The organism is Bradyrhizobium sp. 23AC, from assembly GCF_054863025.1.
The window spans coordinates 377,749-398,625 of sequence record NZ_JAVAYN010000002.1 but is presented as its reverse complement, the minus strand read 5'-3'; the positions used below and the strand labels follow the sequence as shown (position 1 = coordinate 398,625).

21 protein-coding genes are annotated in these 20,877 nt (G+C 65.6%); 3 read left to right on the top strand and 18 right to left on the bottom strand.

Annotation, left to right across the window (positions count from 1 at the left end; all coding sequences use genetic code 11):
• Positions 1 to 12: 12 nt before the first annotated feature.
• The 8 genes from RAD10_RS07085 to RAD10_RS07050 are packed head-to-tail and all read right to left on the bottom strand — an operon-like array spanning position 13 to position 7,797.
• The gene (locus tag RAD10_RS07085; RefSeq protein WP_461616859.1) at positions 13 to 1,134 is read right to left on the bottom strand and encodes an NAD(P)/FAD-dependent oxidoreductase; all 1,122 of its coding nucleotides are present in this window, start codon (positions 1,132 to 1,134) and stop codon (positions 13 to 15) included.
• On the bottom strand, positions 1,131 to 2,549 hold the full coding sequence (locus tag RAD10_RS07080) for an FAD/NAD(P)-dependent oxidoreductase (RefSeq protein ID WP_461616858.1): 1,419 nt from the start codon (positions 2,547 to 2,549) through the stop codon (positions 1,131 to 1,133). Before RAD10_RS07080 ends, RAD10_RS07085 begins: the two co-directional genes overlap by 4 nt.
• Positions 2,546 to 2,842: a (2Fe-2S)-binding protein gene (locus RAD10_RS07075; protein ID WP_461616857.1), complete on the bottom strand. Its 297-nt coding sequence runs from the start codon at positions 2,840 to 2,842 to the stop codon at positions 2,546 to 2,548. The genes RAD10_RS07080 and RAD10_RS07075 overlap by 4 nt, the downstream gene beginning before the upstream one ends.
• Positions 2,843 to 2,872: 30 nt before the next feature.
• The gene (locus tag RAD10_RS07070) at positions 2,873 to 4,009 is read right to left on the bottom strand and encodes an NAD(P)/FAD-dependent oxidoreductase (protein ID WP_461616856.1); all 1,137 of its coding nucleotides are present in this window, start codon (positions 4,007 to 4,009) and stop codon (positions 2,873 to 2,875) included.
• Between the two features lie 8 nt (positions 4,010 to 4,017).
• Positions 4,018 to 4,827 (bottom strand): ABC transporter permease, encoded by an 810-nt coding sequence (locus RAD10_RS07065; protein ID WP_018317729.1) that lies wholly within the window; start codon positions 4,825 to 4,827, stop codon positions 4,018 to 4,020.
• On the bottom strand, positions 4,824 to 5,699 hold the full coding sequence (locus RAD10_RS07060) for an ABC transporter permease (protein WP_461616855.1): 876 nt from the start codon (positions 5,697 to 5,699) through the stop codon (positions 4,824 to 4,826). Before RAD10_RS07060 ends, RAD10_RS07065 begins: the two co-directional genes overlap by 4 nt.
• Positions 5,696 to 6,736, bottom strand: coding sequence for an ABC transporter ATP-binding protein (locus RAD10_RS07055; protein ID WP_461616854.1), 1,041 nt, complete (start codon positions 6,734 to 6,736; stop codon positions 5,696 to 5,698). Before RAD10_RS07055 ends, RAD10_RS07060 begins: the two co-directional genes overlap by 4 nt.
• A 26-nt stretch (positions 6,737 to 6,762) precedes the next feature.
• The gene (locus tag RAD10_RS07050) at positions 6,763 to 7,797 is read right to left on the bottom strand and encodes an ABC transporter substrate-binding protein (RefSeq protein ID WP_461616853.1); all 1,035 of its coding nucleotides are present in this window, start codon (positions 7,795 to 7,797) and stop codon (positions 6,763 to 6,765) included.
• A 272-nt stretch (positions 7,798 to 8,069) separates the two neighbouring features.
• Here RAD10_RS07050 and RAD10_RS07045 point away from each other — a divergent pair, with 272 nt between their 5' ends.
• Entirely contained in the window at positions 8,070 to 8,990 is a 921-nt protein-coding gene (locus RAD10_RS07045) for a LysR substrate-binding domain-containing protein (protein WP_461616852.1), read from the top strand.
• A 232-nt stretch (positions 8,991 to 9,222) separates the two neighbouring features.
• Here the strand turns inward: RAD10_RS07045 and RAD10_RS07040 are convergent, their stop codons facing one another.
• From RAD10_RS07040 to RAD10_RS07000, 9 genes are all read right to left on the bottom strand, one after another.
• A complete protein-coding gene (locus RAD10_RS07040) occupies positions 9,223 to 10,596 on the bottom strand; it encodes an amidohydrolase family protein (RefSeq protein WP_461616851.1) in 1,374 nt (457 codons plus the stop codon).
• The gene (locus RAD10_RS07035; RefSeq protein ID WP_461616850.1) at positions 10,593 to 12,176 is read right to left on the bottom strand and encodes an ABC transporter substrate-binding protein; all 1,584 of its coding nucleotides are present in this window, start codon (positions 12,174 to 12,176) and stop codon (positions 10,593 to 10,595) included. The genes RAD10_RS07040 and RAD10_RS07035 overlap by 4 nt, the downstream gene beginning before the upstream one ends.
• A 229-nt stretch (positions 12,177 to 12,405) precedes the next feature.
• Complete coding sequence (locus RAD10_RS07030) at positions 12,406 to 13,056, bottom strand: aspartate/glutamate racemase family protein (RefSeq protein WP_461616849.1); 651 nt, start codon at positions 13,054 to 13,056, stop codon at positions 12,406 to 12,408.
• Between the two features lie 8 nt (positions 13,057 to 13,064).
• Positions 13,065 to 13,949 (bottom strand): polysaccharide deacetylase family protein, encoded by an 885-nt coding sequence (locus tag RAD10_RS07025; protein WP_461616848.1) that lies wholly within the window; start codon positions 13,947 to 13,949, stop codon positions 13,065 to 13,067.
• Positions 13,936 to 14,751, bottom strand: coding sequence for an ABC transporter substrate-binding protein (locus tag RAD10_RS07020; protein WP_461616847.1), 816 nt, complete (start codon positions 14,749 to 14,751; stop codon positions 13,936 to 13,938). The genes RAD10_RS07025 and RAD10_RS07020 overlap by 14 nt, the downstream gene beginning before the upstream one ends.
• A 14-nt stretch (positions 14,752 to 14,765) precedes the next feature.
• A complete protein-coding gene (locus RAD10_RS07015) occupies positions 14,766 to 15,530 on the bottom strand; it encodes an amino acid ABC transporter ATP-binding protein (RefSeq protein WP_461616846.1) in 765 nt (254 codons plus the stop codon).
• Positions 15,527 to 16,384: an amino acid ABC transporter permease gene (locus tag RAD10_RS07010; protein WP_461616845.1), complete on the bottom strand. Its 858-nt coding sequence runs from the start codon at positions 16,382 to 16,384 to the stop codon at positions 15,527 to 15,529. The genes RAD10_RS07015 and RAD10_RS07010 overlap by 4 nt, the downstream gene beginning before the upstream one ends.
• Positions 16,381 to 17,208: an ABC transporter substrate-binding protein gene (locus RAD10_RS07005; RefSeq protein ID WP_461616844.1), complete on the bottom strand. Its 828-nt coding sequence runs from the start codon at positions 17,206 to 17,208 to the stop codon at positions 16,381 to 16,383. The genes RAD10_RS07010 and RAD10_RS07005 overlap by 4 nt, the downstream gene beginning before the upstream one ends.
• A 40-nt stretch (positions 17,209 to 17,248) precedes the next feature.
• Entirely contained in the window at positions 17,249 to 18,205 is a 957-nt protein-coding gene (locus RAD10_RS07000) for an N-carbamoyl-D-amino-acid hydrolase (RefSeq protein ID WP_080670082.1), read from the bottom strand.
• 151 nt (positions 18,206 to 18,356) lie between these two features.
• On the opposite strand from RAD10_RS07000, the gene RAD10_RS06995 reads away from it, so the two are divergent.
• Together RAD10_RS06995 and RAD10_RS06990 are read left to right on the top strand one after the other, a co-directional pair.
• Positions 18,357 to 19,283, top strand: a complete 927-nt coding sequence (locus RAD10_RS06995; RefSeq protein WP_461616843.1) for a LysR family transcriptional regulator — start codon at positions 18,357 to 18,359, stop codon at positions 19,281 to 19,283.
• A gap of 24 nt (positions 19,284 to 19,307) precedes the next feature.
• Positions 19,308 to 20,015, top strand: a complete 708-nt coding sequence (locus RAD10_RS06990; protein ID WP_461616842.1) for a type 1 glutamine amidotransferase — start codon at positions 19,308 to 19,310, stop codon at positions 20,013 to 20,015.
• A 339-nt stretch (positions 20,016 to 20,354) separates the two neighbouring features.
• On the opposite strand, the gene RAD10_RS06985 is transcribed toward RAD10_RS06990, so the two are convergent.
• Complete coding sequence (locus RAD10_RS06985) at positions 20,355 to 20,822, bottom strand: nuclear transport factor 2 family protein (protein ID WP_461616841.1); 468 nt, start codon at positions 20,820 to 20,822, stop codon at positions 20,355 to 20,357.
• Positions 20,823 to 20,877 lie beyond the last annotated feature (55 nt).

Genomic DNA, 20,877 nt, shown 5'->3' with positions numbered 1-20,877 from the left:
GTCCTCTTGTTGCTAGAGCGTAGTGGGATGGAAGCGGTCGATGCCGAGATCACCGACGCGGGTCTGGGTGCCGCCGTTGACGATCAGCTCCGCCATCACGGCGCCGGCGCCGGGGCCGAGCTGAAAGCCGTGCAACGAGAAGCCGAACTGGTGATAGAGCCCCTTGTGACGGCTGCTCGGTCCGAACACGGGAATATCGTCCTTCATCTTCGCTTCGATCCCGGCCCAGGCACGGACGATGGTGGCGCTGCGCATCACCGGGAACAGCTCGAACACGGTGCGTGCGCTGGTCGCGAGGCTCTTCCAGTCCAGCACCGTCTCGTTGCGGTCCTGATAAGGCGTTGCCAGATGGCCGCCCCCGATCAGCACGGTGCCGTTGGAGAATTGCTTGAAGGAGAGTTTTCGTCCGCGCAAGATCACGACGGGGTCGATGAAGTGCGGCACGCGCGAGGTGATCATCAGCATCGGCGCCACGGTCTCGACCGGCACGGGCTCGCCGAGTGCGGCCGCGATCTTGCCGGCCCAGGCGCCGGCAGCGTTGACCAGCACCGGCGCGGCAAAGGTTTCAGTGCCGACGTCGACATGCCAGAGCCCATCGCTGTACCGGATGTTGCTGGCGGCGACGCCCTCGCGCACGGTCGCGCCGAGCTGTTCGGCCTTGCGGCGGAATGCCGTCGTCGTCTGCGCCGGATTGGCGGCGCCGTCACGGCGCGAGACCACGCCGCCGGGGCAGCTTTCAGCCACCGCCGGCACCAGCCGGCGCAATTCAGTCGCGTCGATCAGCTCTTCGTGGGTGAAGCCGAGCGCATTGAGTTCGGCCACGCGCGTACGGCAGACCGCGAGCTCCTCTTCGTTTTCCGCGACCAGCACCTGGCCGTGGCTCTCGAAACTGCAATCGTCGTCGAGGAGATCCTTGATTTTCTCCCAGATTCCCATCGAGCGGATCGAGAGCGGAATCTCGGGGATGTGCCGCGCGAGCTGGCGGACGCCGCCGGCATTGACGCCGGAGGCGTGGCGTCCGGCATAATCCTTCTCAATCAACACCGGTTGAAGGCCGGCGAGGCACAGATGCAACGCGGTAGAGCATCCGTGGATGCCGCCGCCGACGACGATCGCATCCACGCACCTTGTCATCCGCGCACCACCGCTTTGATATCGGCCTCGCTCTTCGGAACCGCCGCGAGCTCGGCAAGCGTGATCGGCTTCACCGGCGCGCGCAGCCGGTAATAGCCGATCTCCTGCGGGCTCTTGGCCCGTGCCTGCGCCATCAGCTCGGTGACGGTGAGACCGCAGAGCCGGCCCTGGCACGGGCCCATGCCGGTGCGGCGATAGGCTTTCAGCTGATTGGGTCCGGTTGCACCGATGGCGACCGCGTCGAGAATGTCCTTTGCCGAGACCTCTTCGCAGCGGCAGACGATGGTGTCGCCGGAGGGAATACGGAACTGCGGCGCTGGGCGGAACAGCGTGTCGAGGAAGACGCGGCCGCGCTCGGCCTTGGCAAGATCGGCCCGCAACGCTGCCATCGACGGAAGTTTTGCGGCAGCCGCGGGTGCCAACGCTTCGACTGCCGCGCGCGCCGCGATGCGGCCGCGCACCACGGCGGCATTGGCACCACCGATGCCGGCGCCGTCGCCGGCGATCGCGATGCCGACGACCGATGAGCTGCCGCTGGCATCCAGCACCGGCGACCAGCACAGTTGCAGATCGTCCCAGCGATGCTCGACACCTGCGGACATCGCGAGATTAACGTTGGGCACGACACCCTGATGCAACAGCAGCAAATCCGCGGCAATGGTCTCGCGCTTGCCGCCCGCAACATAGCTCACGCTGGCGAGCTGGCCCTCGCCGGCCGCCGAGAGCTCGGTGACGCCGGAGACGACCTGCACCTTGGCCTTCACCTCGCGCATCATCGCGAGGCCCTTGGCGAAATAGGGCGAGGTCAGGAAGGCGAAGGCGTGCGGCAGCGCCGCGAAGTAATTGCCGCGCTCGGTGGTGTCGAGGATGCGGTCGATGCGGCCGCCGAGGCGCAGGATTTGCGCGGCGAGCAGCCAAAGCAGCGGCCCCTGCCCTGCGATGACAGTGCGGCCATCAGGCACCAGCGCCGATGATTTCAGCATCGTCTGCGCCGCACCCGCGGTCATCACGCCCGGCAGCGTCCAGCCGGGAATCGGAAACGGCCGCTCCAGTGCGCCGGTCGCGAGGATCACGCGCTGCGCCTTGACGAAGGCGGACGCGCCGCCGACCGAGACGGCGATCTCGAGGTTGCGGTCGAGGCTCCAGACTGTGGCACGATGGATGACCTCGGCGCTGGTCGCACGCAGCGACTTCACGAGATCGGCACCGACCCAATAATCGGCGCCGAGTTGATTGCGATCGGTTACCGGCGTGGACGCGATGGCGCGGAACACCTGGCCGCCCGGGCCGATGTTCTCGTCGAGCAGCAACGTCGAGAGGCCAGCGTCGGCCGATGTCGCAGCGGCGGCAAGGCCCGCGGGTCCGGCGCCGATCACCACGACGTCATAGGCTTCGCGCTTGGGAGCCACAGTCATTTTCCGATCTCCCGCTTGCCCTTCTGAATTTCGATCTGCATGCCCTCGGCGACGGGCACGAGGCAGCCTTGGCGGTTGCCGACGCCGTCGATGGTGACGAGGCAGTCGAAGCACACGCCCATCATGCAATAGGGCAGACGCGGCGCGCCGCTCACGGCGGTGGAACGCCGTGCGTCCAAGCCGGAGGCCAGCAGCGCGGCAGAGACGGTGTCGCCCTGGCGCGCCGCCACGGCAACGCCGTCGACGAAGATCTCGACCTGCGGTCGCTTGTCCTGTTCGGATCGTCTAAACATGGGGATGCCTCTAGGCTCCTTCAGAAATCTCTAATAGCCGCTGTTGTTCGCAGCGCCCGCGTCGCCGAACCGGCTGGCGGAGAACGCACCGACCAGCTCCGGCTCGAGCGCGCCTTGTGCGACCATGCGCGCGATCTCGAAGGCGTGGTTGGAGGCCAGCGTCACGCCGGAATGGCAGCAGGCGACGAACGCGCCGGGATGCGTCTTCGACTGGTCGTAGATCGGAAAGCCGTCCTGCGGCATGACGCGGATGCCGGCCCAGCTCCTGACCACGTTGAGCCGCGACAGATGCGGGAACATCCGCTGGGCGCGATCGGTCATCACCGCGCTGATCGAATGCTTCAGCGCACGATCATCCAGCTCGTCCTCCTTGCTGTCGCCGATCATCACCGTGCCCTCGTCGGTCTGGCGGATCGTGGTCAGCGGATGCGGCAGGAACGGCATGGTGCGCTCGGTCACCACGATCTGGCCGCGCGTCGGGCCCATCGGCGCATAGAGGCCGACCATCGGCGCCAGCATCTGATTGGCATTGCCGGCGGCGAGCACGATCTTGGCCGCGCGCAGCTCGCCCTTCGGCGTGGTCAGGCGGAATTCGCCGCCGCTCTTGCTGATCGCCGAGACCGGTCGCTCCGGAAAATAATCGATGCCGAATGCCTTGAAGCCGGTGTGGAAGGCGCGGAACGTGCGCAGCGAATTGACGTGGCCGTCGAGCGGGCAATAGCTGCCGCCGGAAACCTCCGACCCGATCAGCGGCAGCGACTTCTTCACCTCGGATGCGGAGAGCATCTCCATCTTGTAGTCGGCAGCACCGGCCTGATTGTGCATGCGCTTGACCAGCTCGGTACGCTGGCCGAACTCCTCTTCACCAAGGGTGAGATGAAAACCGCCATTCTGCTGAAGCGAAACATCAAGGCCGGTCTGTTGCTTCAGCTCGGAAGCAAGCCGAGCCCACGCCTGCGACGCCTGCACGGTCCACACCGTATAGGCGGGCATGCCGAGTCCCTTGCTCTGGACCCAGACCAGCGCAAAGTTCGCACGCGAGGCGCGCTTGGTGATGTCGCCTTCGTCGAGCACGGCAACGGACTTGCCGAGCCGGCCGAGGCCCCAGGCAATGGCGGAGCCGAGCAATCCGCCGCCGACCACGGCGACGTCGTAATCCGTTCGCATAAGTTCTCCTATCGCCCCGTATCGCCGCCCTTGCCGGCGAGCACACGGTCGAGCCCGTAGAAGCGGTCGAGCAGAATGAGAGCGGTCATGGTAACAGCGATCACGCAGGCCGAGACCGACGTCACCAGCGGATCGATGTTGTCCTGGATATAAAGGAACATGCGCACCGGCAGCGTCTCGGTGCCGGGTGCTGCAAGGAAGACGGTCATGGTGAGATCGTCGAAGGACTGGATGAAGGCGAGCGCCCAGCCGCTGATGACGCCGGGCAGGATCAGCGGCAGGGTCACGCGGCGAAACAGCGTCCAGCCGCCGGCCCCGAGCGAAACCGCGGCTATCTCGACGGTGCGGTCCATGCCTGTCGCGGCCGCAAGCGTCAGCCGCAGCGCGAACGGAAACACGATAATGACATGTGCGATGATCAGCGCGGCAAAACTACCACCGAGGCCGGCCGAGGTGAAGAAGCGCAGGAAAGCGATACCGAGCACGACATGCGGGATCATCAGCGGCGAGAGGAACAGCGCGGCCAGCGCATCGCGGCCGCGGAATCGATAGCGCGCGATCGCCAGTGCCGCCGGCACCGCGAACAGGAGCGCCACGAACGATGACAGCGCGCCGAGGCCAAGGCTGACCCAGAAGGCGTGGATGAATTCGGGATAGTTCGCGATCGTCCTGAACCAGCGCAGCGAAAAGCCGTTGGTCGGCAGCGACAGGAAGCCCTCGGGCGTGAACGCGACGAGACAGACCACCAGGATCGGCGCCACCATGACGATGACGAAGAAGGTATGGAAGATCAGCGCCAGCGGGCCGTTCCGTCTCATCGGAACACCTCGGCATAGCGGCGCTCAATCAACGCGTTGCTGCCGACGACGATCAGCACCAGCGCGACCAGTAGGAGCGTCGCGACCGCCGCGCCTAGCGGCCAGTTCAACGTGTTGAGGAACTCGTCATAGGCGAGCGTCGCTGCGACCTTGAGCCGGCGGCCGCCGATGATCGCGGGCGTCGCAAACGCGCTGGCCGAGAGCGAAAACACGATGATCGCACCCGACAGCACGCCCGGCATGATCTGCGGCATGACGATGCGGCGGATGATGGTGGCGGGACCCGCGCCGAGCGACATCGCGGCATTCTCGATCTGCGGATCAAGCCGCTGCAGCGCAGCCCACACCGAGAGCACCATGAACGGCATCATTACATGGGCGAGCGCGATGATCATGCCCGTCTCGGTAAACATGAAGGGAATGGGGGAACGCATCACCCCGAGCGACATCAGCAGCTTGTTGACGAGGCCGTTGTTGCCGCCGAACAGCAGCGCCCAGCCCAGCGTGCGCGCCACCACAGAGATCAAGAGCGGCCCGAGAATGACCAGCAGGAAGAAGCTCTTCCAGCGGCCGCTCATGCGGTTGAGGATGTAGGCTTCGGGCGCCCCGAGTAGCGCGGTGAGCAGCGTGGTCAGGATCGCGATCCGAAAGGTCCGCCAGAACATCTCGGCGTAATAGGGATCGGTCGCGATCTCGTGCCAGTTCTTGAGGATGAAGACCGGCTCGATGCCCTTGTACTGGCCCCAATCGTGGAATGACAGCATCACCGTCATCGCCAGCGGAATCAGCAGCACGCCGACGAACAGCATCAGGGCGGGCGCCGTCAGCGCCCAGGGCGCACGCGCGCTGCGCTCCTCGGCGGCCGCGCTCATGCGACAGCCCTCGCGCGCACGCTCATGTCCTCGGGTCGCCAGGTCAGGCGAACCGTCTCGCCCTCGGCCGGCTGCGCCTTGCCGTCATTCTGGCGGATCACGATCGCCGGACCGCATTCGCTGTCGCATTGGAACAGCCAGTGATTGCCCTGGAAGATGCGCGTGACGATTTTTGCGCTGAGGCCGGCATCGCCGAAGCCGATTCTTTCAGGGCGAATGCTGACCGTGACGGCGCCGCTGAGGCCCGCCGGCGCCGGCGCACTCCAGGAGCCCGCCGTCACCCGCGCTGGCGTGGCGGTCCGATCGACCACCGCGGCAAAATCGTTGGTCTTGCCGAGGAATTGCGAGACGAAGGCCGAGGCCGGCTTCTCGTAGGTCTCCTGCGGCGTCCCGATCTGCTCGATCTTGCCCTGGCTCATCACCACGATGCGATCGGACAGCGACATCGCCTCGTTCTGGTCATGGGTGACGAGGATCGTGGTGGTGCCGATGGTGCGCTGAATTTGACGCAGCTCGATCTGCATCTCCTCGCGCAGCTTGGCGTCAAGGTTTGACAGCGGCTCGTCGAGCAGCAGCACGCTCGGCTTGATCACCAGCGCGCGGGCGAGTGCCACGCGCTGCTGCTGGCCGCCGGACATGCGGCGGGGATGACGGTCCTCAAAGCCGGCAAGGCCGACCATCGCGAGCGCGGCACGAACGCGCTCGGCTCTTTCAGTGCGCGGCACGTTGCGCATCTCGAGACCGAAGGCGACATTCTCCGCCGCCGTCATGTGCGGAAACAGCGCGTAGCTCTGGAACACGATACCGAGCCCGCGCTTGGCCGGATGGATCGCGGTCAGGTCCTTGCCCTCGAGGCGGATGGCGCCGCGGGTGGGATCAAGGAAGCCCGCGATCATCTGCAGGGTCGTGGTCTTGCCGCAGCCGGAGGGGCCGAGGAAGGAGATGAACTCCCCCTTCCCGACCGACAGACTGAAGTCGTCGACCACAGTCTGCGCCCCGAATTGCTTGGCGACCCGATCGAGCTCGAGATAGGCCATACGCTGTCTCCGCTGCGACGATCAGATCAACGCTCGACCTCGCGATTCCAGCGCTTGGTCCACTCCTCGCGCTTCTCGTTGATGACGGTCCAGTCCGGATTATAGAGCTTGGCCGCACGCTCGCCGATCGGCGCCATCTTGCCGAGCTCGGGCGGGATCACCAGCGACTTCAGCACCGGGCCGTAGCCGTAATCCTTCAGCATCACGAGCTGGATCTTGGGGTCGAGCAGCATCTTGACGAAGCTTGATGCCAGCGGCGAGGCGTTGGGCTTGGTGATCGGGCACGCCGTCGTCAGCAGCGTTGCGGCACCTTCCTTCGGGTAGACGAAGTCGACGGGGAAGCCGGTGTTGGCAAAGCTCTGCACGCGGCCGGTGCCCCACACTGCGATCACGGCCTGGCCGGACTGGAACAGCTCGGTCATCTTGCCCGGCGACGGCTCGTAAGCGAGCACGTTCGGATTGATCTGTTCCTTGAAGATCTTGAAGCCGGAATCGACATTGGTCTCGCCGCCGCCGTTCATCTTCGATAGCATCACCAGGGCTTCGAGACCGTAGGTGTTGTTGATCGGCGGGATCACCAGCTGTTTTGCGTATTTCGTGTCCTTCAGGTCATTCCACGAGGTCGGCGGCGCCCAGCCTTTCTCCTTGAACACCTTGGTGTTGTACATCAGCCCGGTCGCGACGATGCCGATCGCGACGGCGCGATCGTCCTTGAAGCGCGCGGTGTCGTAGAGATCGGCGGGCAGACCCTCGAGCTTGCCGCAGAAGCCGAGCTGGATCGCCTGGTACATCGGGCCGTCATCGACGATGGCAACGTCGATCTGCTGGTTGCCTTTCTGCGCCTGGAGTTTTGCCAGCGTGTCGGTGGAGTTGCCGGCAACGTATTCGACCTTGACGCCGTTCTCCTTCTCGAAGGCGGGGATCACCTCGTCGCGGATCGTCTTCTCGAACGAACCGCCATAGCCGGCGACGTAGAGCGTCTTTTGCTGGGCCGAAGCGACTGAGGGGGCGGCAATGAGCGCTGCGATGCTGACCGCGGTCAGAAGGCGAAAAGTCTTCATGTGGACCGATCTCCATACCGGAATGAGGTGACGTGCCGACGAGTCTCGCTGGCTGAAGCCTCTTCCGCATTTCCTTCCGCGCAATCCCGTCTCCAAGCAGGCTCCGGCGCCCATTCGGCGGGTTTTGGCGCGATCTGGAGGCTTGAACCCCTCCAATCTGCCGAAAAAGCGGGCTGTCTCCAGTCCTGATGAAAAAGATCGCAACCTATACTTCCATCGTCCAATGAATAATGGCAACCTCTGTATGCCTAAATGTTATGGATTGGTTTGGAATGGCGCGGATCAATTCGCGGCAGGTGGAGGCCTTCCGCGCGATGATGTTGACCGGCAGCGTCACCGAGGCCGCGAAGCTGATGGTGGTGACGCAGCCTGCTGTGAGCCGGTTGCTGCGCGACTTCCAGGCGCTGTTGAAGATGGAGCTGTTCGAGCGGCGCGGCACCGGCCTCGTGCCGACCGCCGCGGCAATGGCGCTCTACACCGAGGTCGAACGGTCCTTCGTCGGTCTCGAACGCATCACGGCTGCGGCCGAAGAAATCCGTGGCCGCCGCACCGGCTCGCTGCGCATCGCCGCGCTGCCGGCGCTGGCGAACGGCTATCTGCCACGACTTGCCGGGCATTTCCTGAAAGAGCGGCCCAACCTCAACCTGGCCTTCTTCGGCGTGATCTCGCCGATCGTGGTCGACTGGGTCTTGAACAATCAATGCGACATCGGCTTTGCCGAGGTGCCGATTGCCCATTCCGGCCTGCCGAGCCTGCGGCTGCCGGCGCTGGCACGCGTCGCAGTCGTGCCGACCGGACATCGCCTCGCGGAGAAGGAAGTGCTGGAGCCGCGCGATTTCGAGGGCGAGACGTTCATCTCGCTGTCGGCGGGATCGTCGAGCCGGCACCTCGTCGACCAGGTCTTTCACCGCAGCGACGTCCGCCGCGTGCTCAGGGTCGAGACCACGCTGTCGGAGATCATGTGCGGGATGGTGTCATCAGGGCTCGGGGTCTCGATCTGCGACCCCTTCACTGCACAGGAGTTTGCGACGCGCGGCGTCGTCGTGCGGCGCTTCCTGCCGCGCATCGACTTCGAATTCTCCGCCGTCTTCCCGGCGCAGCGCAGTCCGTCGCCGGTGGCGCTGGATCTGGTGGAGACCATGCGCAAGGCGCTGATGGAGTTCGAGGCATCGAGCCGAATGCCTTTGGGTTAGGACGATCTGGCCACGGGCTCGCTGCAGCCTCCCCCGCTTGCGGGGGAGGCGTAGGCCGCCTATGGCGGCCGTCTCTTTGGAGACGCCGAGGCGAAGCCTCGGCTTTGGCGAAGCGCCGGGTGGGGGCTCTCTCCGCATCGGGAGTGTCCCCGTATGGAGAGAGCCCCCACCCCGGCCCTCCCCCGCAAGCGGGAGAGGGAGCGCACCTCTTTCGTGGCTCTGGAAGCGGCCGTCAGCCGTTGAACGCCGCCTGCGCTTCCGGCAGGTCCCAGATCTTGCCGATCGCGACCGAGCCCGCGGCCGTGATCGCTGCTTCGTCGGCGCCGAGATAGCGGCCGGCATCGATCAGCACGCGGCCATCGACGATCACCTGATCGATATTGGCGCGGTTGGCGAGCGCGATCAGCGCGCGGCGGGGATCGAACAGCGGCTGGAGATGCGGATGGGTGAGATCGACCACGGTCAGATCGGCGGTTGCACCCGGCTCGATCCGGCCGAGATCGGGCCGCTTGATGACGTCGGCGGCGACAGTCGTGTTCGCTTCGATCAACTCGGGCGAATTGGCGACATCCGCGCGCTGCGAAGTGGTCTTGGAGATCAGTGACGCCGCATTGAGTTCACCGAGCAGATCCATGTTGTAGCCGTCGGTGCCGACCACGGTGCGCACGCCATGCTCGGCGAACCGGCTGAAGGCCGCGGTGACGCCGGCGCGCGCGAACACGCGCGGGCAGTTCAGCACGGTCATGCCGCGCGCGGCCATCAGCTTGAGATCGTCGTCGGTGCTGAACATGCAATGCGCGGCCATCAAATCGGGCGCGAGCAGGCCGAGCCAGTCCAGATACTCCGCCGGCGTGCGCCCGCCATAACGCTTGCCGATGGTCTCGACCTCGGCGCGGCTCTGCGCCATATGCGTCGTGATGGGCACGCCGAGCTCGCGCGCCCGCACGGCGCAGGCTTTCAGGAGATCGGGGCCGCAGGTGTCGGTGGCGTGCGGGCTCATGGCGAGGCCGATGCGACCGTCGCCGCGATTGTTCCAGCGCTGGTAGAGCGCATCCCACGTCGCCATGTCGGCGGCACCGTCATCGCCGGAATAACGCACCACGCCGTCGGGGCCGGCCTTGGCGTCGGACGTCGAGAACAGATAGGGCGCGCCATAAAAGCGAATGCCCATCTCCTCGGCGGCGTCGAACATTTCAGGGATCGAATTGCGGAACGGCTCCATCACCGTGGTAGCACCGCCCTTGAGGAGCTGGAGGATGCCGAGCCGTGCCACCGCCATGCGTTCTTCCGCCGACAGCAGATCGGCGCCGCGCTTGGTCAGCGGCAGCAGCACCGTGTAGACGATGCTCTGGTTGTTGCGGCGGCCGTTGCCGTCCTCGGTGTGGCTGCGTGCCACCGCCTCGCTGAAGCAGTGATTGTGCAGGTTGAGAAGGCCCGGCAGCACGAAGCGGCCGGGGCGGTCGTAGACCTCGTCCGCGCGCGGCCTGTCGCGCGTGACCGCGGCGATCCTCTTGCCTTCGACCAGTACCCAGTGGTCGCGCAGTACATCCTGCGCGCCGTCCTTCCGTGACAGCACATAGCTGCCGAAGATTGCGATCGTGCTCATGCGGGGCGTACGTTCCAGAAGACGGCGGTGCCGTCGAGAATGCCGGTGATGGCCTTGCGATAGGCGGTCGGCTGCTTGTACAGGCCGATCGGAATATAGGGAATTTCCTCGAACGCCACCGCCTGGACCTGGCGGCAGATGCGCTGCTGCTCGGCGAGCTCGGACGCGGCCAGCCATTGGCTGCGCAAGGCCCCCATCTTCTCGCTCGCGTACCAGCCGGCGACCTTGCCTTCGCCGCGGATGTTGGTGTTGCCGGCCGGGTTGAGCCAGTCGATGCCCTGCCAGTTGCCGACCGCCGCGCTCCAGCCGCCCTGCCCGATCGGATCCTTCTTGAGCTGGCGCTGCAACACGACGGCGAAGTCGAGCCCGGCATATTCGACGTTCATGCCGGCCTTGCGCAAGCTATCGACCGCGATCTCGCCGAGCGGCTTCTGCGCCAGCGAGTTGGTGGGCACGAGCACCACGATCTTCTCGCCATTGTAGCCGGCCGCCTTCAGGTCGGCCTTGACCTTGGCGTAGTCGCGGGGCCCGCGGAACACGTCGAGCCCGACCTCGCTCGCCATCGGCGTGCCGGGCGCGAAGTAACCGATCGGCGAGACCTGGAAGGCGGGATCGACGCCAGCCACAGCCGTCATGAACGCGGACTGGTCGATCGCGCCGAGCAGTGCGCGGCGGATGGCGGGATTGTCGAACGGCGGCTGCAGGTGATTGAGGCGCAGCATGCAGGCGTAACCACGGGGATCGAGGATGCGCGTCTCGATGTCACCGGCGGCCTTGATGATCGGCAACAGATCGTGCGGCGTGGTCTCCTGCCAGTCCTGCTCGCCGGTCTGCAGCGCAGCGACGCCGGTGCCCGCGTCGGGCGTGGTGGTCCAGACCACGCGGTCGTAATGCACGATCTTCGGGCCCGCGGTCCAATCCGGCTTGCCGTCGGTGCGCGGCTGGTAGCGCTCGAATTTGGCATAGGCATTGCGCGCCCCCTGCACGCGCTCGTCGGCGAGGTAGCGGAACGGGCCGCTGCCGATCACCTCGGTCAGCGGCTTGAACGGATCCTGGCTCGCCAGCCGCTCCGGCATTATGAAGCAGGCATTGATCGCGGCCTTGCCGAGCGCCTGCGGCAGCAGCGGGAACGGACGCTTGAGACGAAAGCGGATGGTGCGGTCGTCGGCGGCTGACAGCTCGTCGGTCGCCTCCATCAGCTCGCCGCCAAAGCCGTCGCGCGCGGCCCAGCGGCGGATGCTCGCCACGCAGTCGCGCGCGAGCACGCGCTCGCCATCGTGCCAGAACAGGCCGTCGCGCAAGCTGAGATCCCATTGCAGCCCATCACCGGAGATGACGTGGCCCGACAGCATCTGCGGCGAGACCTGGAGCGAGGCACTCATGCCATAGAGCGTGTCGTAGACCATGAAGCCGTGGTTTCGCGACACTTGCGCGGTCGAGTAGATCGGATCGACGAAAGCGAGATCGATGACGGGGATGAAGCGCAGCGTGCTTTGGGATTCGGCGCGCACGATGCCCGGCAGCGACAGCGACGGGACTGCTGCGGCAGCCTTGAGGAGCGAACGGCGGGAGAGAGACATTACGAGAGGCTCCTAAGTGTAGTCATAGGCTGCCGCAACGGCAGTTTGCTCCCTCTCCCGCTTGCGGGGGAGGGCTGGGGTGGGGGTGTCTCCGCAAGCGAGGACCCCCGAGAGGAAAGAGCCCCCACCGCAGCGCTTCGCGCGTCGACCTCCCCCCGCAAGCGGGAGAGGTCGCAGCGAGCGCGCGGCCAGAGCTGTGTCAGAAAAACGGGGCTTCATCATTTGTGCTTCACGTGTTCAACAAGACCGCACCGATCGCGGCTGCGACTGCCTGCTGCGCCGGCTCGACCACCGGCACGCCTATCGCCTCCGCAATCGCCGCACGATGCGAGGCCATGCCGGCGCAGCCCATCACCACGACGTCGGCGCGGCATTGCGTGACCAGCGCGCGGCCGGCGTCGATCAGTCGGCCGCGGATGTCCGCGCCTGCGGTCTCGGCCGCGCTGGCGCCGACAGACCAGCTTCCGGCATAGCGGCCGTCGACGCCCATCACCCGCACCATCCGTTGCTGGCGCCGGATGCTCGACGGCGACAGCGCGATGATACCGAAACGTTCGCCGAGCATCAGCGCGCGAAAAATGCCGCACTCGGCGATGCCCATCGCAGGACGGCCACCGGCCGCCTCGCGCACCGCATGCAGGCCGGGATCGCTGAAGCAAGCGAGCACGAAGGCATCGGCCTTGTCGCGCGACACACGGTTCACCAGCGGCATCACGACGCTATCGGCATCGCGCTGCGAGCTGATGCCCGGCGGCCCCTCGGCAAGACCGACCACTTCGATGTCAGGCCCGCCGGCAATGCGTAGCGGCGCGACCGCGTCGTCAATCGCCGCCGTTACCGACGCCGAGGAGTTCGGGTTGATGACGAGGATACGGGTCATGGCGCTCCCTAGCGGTTACCGGCCTCGTGGCGCAAAAAGTTCTCCGCGATCTTCTCGCCGGTCGTGATCCAGACATCCGGACAGGACTTTGCGTAGGTCAGGAACTCGCGCAGCAGGCGCAGCCGCATCGGGCGGCCGCTGCACTGCGGATGCAGCACCGTCGTCACCATCGCGCCCCAGTCGCGGACCTCGTCGAGCTCGTCCTTCCAGATCGAGAGCACGTGCTCCTTGGGGAAGATCGAGCGCGGGCTGAAGCGGGCGGAGAGGCCGTGCATCCAGTCGTCATAGCTCGCGGTCACCGGCAGCTCGATCGTGCCGGGCTTGCCGTCGGCCAGACGATGGCGATAAGGCCTGACGTCATCGCGGAATGAGGACGTGTAGACGATGCCGTGACGCACCAGCGCGACGCGCAGCTCCTCGGTAAACTCGCCATAGGGCGCTCGGTAGCCGATCGGCCGGACGCCGAGCCGGCGCTTCAGCGCCTCGAAACCGCGCTCCAGCTCTTCCTCGATCCAGGGATCGCCGGGATCGGGCAGGAGATGATGATAGCCGTGATGTCCGATCTCGTGGCCGGCCTTGAGGATGGACTCGGCCATCGCGGGATGCGCATCGACCGACCATCCCGTGACGAAGAAAGTCGCCTTGAGATCGAGCTGGTCGAGCAGCTCCAGCAGTTTTGGCGTGCCAACGCGCGCTTCATAACCGCCATAGCTCATGGTGATGAGCCGCTGGGCGTGCACTGCGTCCTTGCTGGTCCACGCGCTCTCGGCGTCCACGTCGAACGACAGGAACATCGCCGACTTGTACGGCTTCGGCCAGGGATATTCCGGCGCGGGATCTGCGGTGTTGGCCGGGACGAGCGGGATGCTCTGGAGTGCTTTACTGTCCAGCATTGATGGTCGCCTTCTCGAGTGCGTTGTCAGTCAGTTTCCACTTGGCAAGCAGCGTGCGATAGGTGCCGTCAGCAATCAGCGCGTCGACTGCCTCCAGCATCGCCTGCTGCAGTGCCTTTTCCTTGACCGGCAGCGCAATGCCGGTGAATTGCTGTGCGATCGGCTCGCCCACAGTTGCATAGGTGCCAGGCTCGAGGTCCATGATGTAAGGCAGCGTCTCGTTGCCCTGGGCGGCGGCATCGATGCGGCCTTGCCGGAGCTGGGTGCGGGCGTCGGCTGAGCCGTCGGTGCCGACGAACTGAATCGGACTGCTGCCGCAATTCTTCTCGCTCCAAGCCGCGATCTGCGCCGGGAACATTGTGCGGCGGCTGGCGCCGACCTTCTTGCCGCAGAGTGATGCGGCGTCCTTGAACTCGGCCTTGCGCGACTGCTGCACGAAGAATTGCGGACCGCTGCGCAGATAATCGACGAAGGACGCGATCTCGTGCCGGCTGGCATAGTCGGTGAAGCCGGACAGGATGGCGTCCACGCGCCCGGTCGAGATCGACGGCATGAACTCGGCAAAGCTGGTTTCGGTCCATTCGATCTTGACGCCGAGCTTGCGGCCGATGGCTTCGCCGAGATCGATGTCGAAGCCGGACAGCGCGTTGGTCGCGGGATCGCGGAACTCCATCGGCGGATAGTTCGGCACCAATGCCACCTTGATGCTGCCCCGCTTGGCGATCTCCGCGGGCAGATCGATCGCCATCGCGGGCACACTCATGGCGCCGAGGAACGCTGCCGCAACCAAAAATCTCTTCATCAACACGCTCCCGTTCAGATCACAGCCGAAAGAAATGCCCTGGTGCGCTCTTCGCGCGGGGCGCCCAACACGTCCGATGCGCGCCCCTGCTCGACGATCGCGCCCTGGTCCATGTAGACGACGCGATCGGCGACCTCGCGCGCGAAGCCGAGCTCGTGCGTCACCACCATCATGGTCATGCCGCTCCGCGCCAGCTCCTTCATGACGGCGAGCACCTCGCCGACGAGCTCGGGATCGAGCGCGCTGGTCGGTTCATCAAAGAGCATCAGCATCGGCTTCATCGCCAGCGCCCGGGCAATGGCGACGCGCTGCTGCTGGCCGCCCGAGAGCTGTGCGGGATACGAGTCCGCCTTCGCGGACAATCCGACACGGCGCAGCAGCTCGAGCGCTTCCGTGCGCACCTCGTCGGCCTTGCGTCCCTGCACCTGGACCGGGCCTTCGGTGATGTTCTCCAGCGCCGTCTTGTGCGGAAACAAATTGAAGCGCTGGAACACCATGCCGGTCTTCAGCCGCTGCCGCCCAATCTCGCGTTCGCTGAGCCGATGCAGCCGCCCGCCCTGCTCGCGCACCCCTAACAGCTCACCGTCGAGCCAGATGCCGCCGGCATCGATCGTGGCCAGCTGGTTGATGCAGCGGAGCAGCGTGGTCTTGCCGGAGCCAGAGGCGCCGATCAGGCACATCACCTCGCCGGGCCAGACGTCGAGCGAGACGCTTTTGAGAGCCTGGAACTCGCCAAAGTTCTTGGCGACGGAGCGGATCGCGACGAGGGGCTTTGTCATCGCGCGAGCCGCAATGTGCCGCGCGCAAAACGGCGTTCGAGCAGCATCTGGAGCGGCGTCAGGATCGAGACCACGAGCAGGTACCAGAGCCCGGCGACGATCAAGAGCTCGATGACGCGGGAATTGGCGTAGTAGATGTTTTCGGCATTATGCAGCAATTCCGGGTACTGGATCACGCTCGCCAGCGACGTCGCCTTCACCATGCCAATGAACTCGTTGCCGAGCGGCGGGATCACCACCCGCATCGCCTGCGGCAGCACGATGCGGCGCAGCGCGCGCAGCCGTCCCATGCCGATCGCCTGCGCCGCCTCATACTGCCCGATGTCGACCGACAGCATGCCGGCGCGCATCACCTCGGAGGTGTAGGCGCTCTGGTTGATACCGAGCCCGAGCAGCGCGGCAAGGAACGGCGTCATGACGTCGACGGCGCGCGCGCTCCACAAGCCGGGAATGCCGATGGTCGGGAATACAAGCGCGAGGTTAAACCAGAGCAGCAGCTGCAGGATCAGCGGCGTGCCGCGGAACAGCCAGGTGTAGCCGGCGGCCACCGTCTTCAGCACCGGATTGGGCGACAGCCGCATGATAGCGACGACGATGCCCAGGACAATGCCGAGCGCCATCGCCAGCACCGCCATCACCATGGTATTGACGATGCCTTCGAGAATGACTTTTGCGGTCAGGAAGCGGCTGACATAGGACCATTCGATCTGGCCGTTCGCAAACGCGCGCGCAATGGCCGCGAGTACGAGAATGATCAGCGCGGCACTGAGCCAGCGAAACCAGTGCGGCTCGCGCGCGATGCTCATCCCCGACAGATCAGGGAAACCTTCCGCGAGTGCCGGCGCCGGCTTCATTGCGGCGCCGCGTTGAGCATGGGCTGGGCGACCGCGTTCGCACCTAAGCCCCATTTGTCGAGAACCGCCTTGTAGGAGCCGTCGGCGATCATGGCGGTGAGCTTCTCGGTCACGACCTCGCGCAGGGCGGCATCGTCCTTGCGGAACATGATGCCTTGGTAGCCTTTGGCGAAGGGCTCGCCGACGACGCGGTATTTGCCGGGCTCCTGCGTTTGCGCGTAAGGCAGCGTCTCGCTGCCCTGCACGGCGGCATCGATGCGGCCCTGCTTGAGCTGGTTGCGGACGTCGATCGAGTTCTCGCCCGGAACGTACTGGATGGCAGGCTTGCCGGCCGGCTCGCAATTCTGCTTGCTCCACTTCTCGATCTCGACCGGGAAGCTGGTGCTGCGTGTGGTGCCGACCTTCTTGCCGCAGAGATCGGTCGCATCCTTGGCTCCATTGTCCGCCATGACGAAGAATTGCGGGCCGGTCTGGAGGTAATCGACGAAATCGGCGGTCTCGCGCCGCGAGGCGCGGTCCGAGATGCCGGAAATGATGAAATCTGCGCGCTTGGTCTGAAGCGAGGGGATCAGCTCGGCAAACGGCGTCTCGCTCCAAACGATCTTGAGGCCGCCAAGCCGCTTGGCGAGCTCGTTCGCCAGATCGATATCGAGCCCGACGAGCTCATTGGTCGCGGGATCGCGATATTCCATCGGCGCGTAGGTGGAGTTGACCGTGAGCTTCAGCGTGCCCGCCTGCTTGATCTCCGCCGGAAGCTCAGCCGCCTGGGCCGACGTCGCGGCAGCCAAGGTTGCAAGGGCGAGGAAATGCGAAAGGCGTGTCATGTCAGCTCCTTTGGCTGGCGCCGCGACCGGCCGTTTGAAATCAATCCGCATCGAGAACGGCCGGCTCGATGACGCCGGCACGTTCGGTGATCACCCTGTATTGCTCCGGCCGCCGGTGGGCGGCGAAGTTGAACATCTTGTCCTTGCCCTGGCGGCAGAGATCGAGATCGATGTCGGCGACGATCACTTCATCGGCGAGCGTCTGCGCCTGCGCGACGATGCGTCCATTGGGATCGACGATGCAGGAGCCACCGATCAGCCCGGAGCCGTCCTCCTCGCCCGCCTTCGCCACCGAGATTGCCCAGGTCGCGTTCATGTAGGCGTTGGCCTGCGTTACCAATGTCGAGTGGAAGGTGCGCAGGGCGCCGTCTTCGGTGGTGCCGCCATTGGGATCGTAGGCCGCCGAATTGTAGCCGATGCAGACGAGCTCGACGCCCTGCAGGCCGAGCACGCGCCAGGATTCCGGCCAGCGCCGATCGTTGCAGATCATCATGCCCATGATGGCGTGGGCCCAAGCCGAGCCGGCGCGGAAGGCGGGGAAGCCGAGATCGCCATATTCGAAATAGCGTTTCTCGAGTTGCTGGTAGCGTGCGCCCGGCCGCGGCTCCACCGAACCCGGCAGGTGAACCTTGCGATAGCGGCCCAAAATCTCGCCGTCGCGATCGACCAGGATGGCGCAATTGTAGCGGCGGCCGTCCGCGGTCTGCTCGGCATAACCGACGTAGAAGCCGACGCGCAGTGCCCGCGCACGATCGAACAGTTTTGCCACCGCGGGGTTCGGCATTCCGCGCTCGAAATAACGGTCGAGCGCCTCACCCTCGAGCAGCCAGCGCGGGAAGAATGTGGTGAAGGCAAGCTCGGGGAACACCACGAGGCTCGCGCCGCGGCCGGCCGCCTCCTCCAGCAATGCAAGCATCCGCGACAGCGTATGCTCGCGCGTATCGGCTTTTTGCGTCGGCCCCATTTGAGCTGCGGCGGCGCGAAGGACACGAACCAAGATTGCCTCCAATCTGTGCGCAGTGCTGCCTCAATGGGCGAATGAACCCTTTGATGCGACGTGCAAATCCGCTGCCATTACGGGCGAGCGGGGCTGCAAAATCAATTCGTTCTGCTATGATGTTTTGGCCCTGAGTATAATCGGCAGTGATATGAACCTGCGTCAGCTCGAAATCCTGCGCGCCGTCATCCGCCATCGCACCACGGTCGCGGCGGCGGACGAACTGGCCCTCTCGCAACCCGCGGTCAGCAATGCGCTAAAGACGATGGAGGCGCAGGCGGGCTTCGCGTTGTTCGAGCGTGTCAACAACCGGCTGTTTCCGACCGCGGAAGCGATGGCGCTGTACAAGGAGAGCGAGGCGATCTTCGCGCTGCACGCAAAACTCGAGAACCGCGTGCGCGATCTGCGCGAGAACCGCTCCGGGCATCTTGCCATCGTGGCGACGCCACCGCTGGCCTACAGCATCATTCCCTCCGCGCTGTCAGGCTTCCTGCGACGCCGCCCGGAGACGCGCGTGTTCTTCGACGTGCGCCGCTACGAGGGCATCATCGAGGGCGTGCTCAGCCGCGTCGCCGAGCTCGGCTTCGCGCTCGGGCTGACGCATCATCCCGGCATCGCGCACGAGGTGGTGCATACCGGCGAGATGGTGTGCGTGCTGCCGCCGCGGCACCCGCTCGCCGACAGACCCGTGATCTCGGCTTCGGATCTGTCCGGCCTGCCTTTCATCGGGCTCGAACGCGGCACGCGGCTGGGTGAAGCCGTGCGCGACAGTTTTGCCCGCGCCGGCGCACCGTTCCAGCCGACCGTCGAGGTGCGCTACTGCAACACGGCCTGCGTACTCGCGGCCGCCGGCGTCGGCGCCGCCGTGGTCGATCCCTACTCGCCGCGACAGAACGGCGGCAGCGGCCTCGTCGTCCGCCCGTTCACGCCGACGACGCACGCGGTCGCCTATATGCTATGGTCGGAGGCCGAGCCGCTGTCGCGCCTGGCCAAGGCCTTTCTCAACGAGGTCCGCAAGGAAAGTGCACTGCTGGAGCGCACAGCGTCACACCAGCAATATCGGGCAGAAAGCGACTGAGCTTCGCAACCTTCTTGGGGGCACATGGCACGCATCACCATCATCGAGACCGGACAGGTCCCGCAAAAATATCGGGAGCAGCACGGCTCGTTCCCGGACATGTTCGAACGCATGGTTCGCACCGAGGACCCGATGGCTACGGTGGACGTCGTCAGCATCCCGAATGGCGACGCGCTGCCCGATCCGGGCAAGCTCGAGGCCGTGCTGATCACCGGCGCGGCGGCCGGCGTCTACGACGGGCTCGACTGGATCGCGCCGCTGGAAGATTTTGTCCGCACCGCTTACGCCAACAAGACGCCGATGGTCGGCATCTGCTTCGGCCATCAGCTGATCGCGCAGGCGCTCGGCGGCACCGTGCGTAAGTCCGAAAAGGGCTGGGGCATCGGCCGGCACGTCTATCAGGTGCTGCCGGAGAACGGCGTCATTGCCGGCGAGGAGGTCGCCATCGCCGCCTCACATCAGGATCAGGTGATCGAGCCCCCCAACGACGCGCTGACGATCCTGTCGTCGGAGTTCACCCCGCATGCCGGCCTGCTCTACGCCAATGGCACGACGCTGACCGTGCAGCCGCACCCGGAGTTCGACGTGGCGTTTGCGCAAGTGTGCTGCGATCTGCGCGACGGCAAGGCGCCGGATAACGTGGTGGCGACGGCAAGAGCATCGCTGGCCGAGCCGATGGACAATGCGAAGCTCGGTGGGGCAATTACGAGATTTTTGGCAAGGCGCACCTAGCCACGGCCGCGCTCACCTTCCTTCTCCCCTTGTGGAGAAGGTGGCATAGGCGGCCTTCGGCCGCCGTTCTAAATGGACGCCGAAGCAAAGCTTCGGCTATGGCGCCGGATGAGGGGTACTATCCACAAGTCCAGTATCGGAGGGTGGGCAAAGCGAAGCGTGCCCACGTCCTGCCTATTTGGTGAGACGACGTGGGCACGGCGCAAGTGCGCCTTTGCCCACCCTACGATTCCGGACTCGCGGCGAGAGACCCCTCGCCCGTCTCGCCGCTGCGCAGCGAGCCACCCTCTCCCACGAGGGGAGAGGGTGCAACGCGCTCGCCGCGCTATCTCGCGATCATCAGAACGGATCCGTCCCCAATCCCGCAACGTCCGCCGGCCGCGGCCCGGGCGCGGCCCAGTGAAACCGGCGATCCTTCTCCGCAATCGCGATATCGTTGATCGAGGCCTCGCGCCGTTTCATCAGCCCGTGCTCGTCGAACTCCCACTGCTCGTTGCCGTAGGAGCGATACCACTGTCCGCCCGCGTCGTGCCATTCGTACTGGAAGCGCACGGCAATGCGGTTCTCGTCGAAGGCCCAGAGGTCCTTGATCAGGCGATAGTCCTGCTCCTTCTCCCATTTGCGGGTGAGGAACGCGACGATGGCCTCGCGGCCCTGCAAGACCTCGGAGCGATTGCGCCAGCGGCTGTCCTCGGTATAGGCGAGCGAGACACGCACCGGGTCGCGTGAATTCCAGGCGTCCTCGGCCATGCGGGCCTTTTGCGCGGCGGTCTCGCGGTTGAAGGGCGGAAGCGGCGGGCGCGACATGATAGCCTCATCGGTTGGTCAGGGCCGCAATCTATCGCCGCAAATTGTGGAGTCG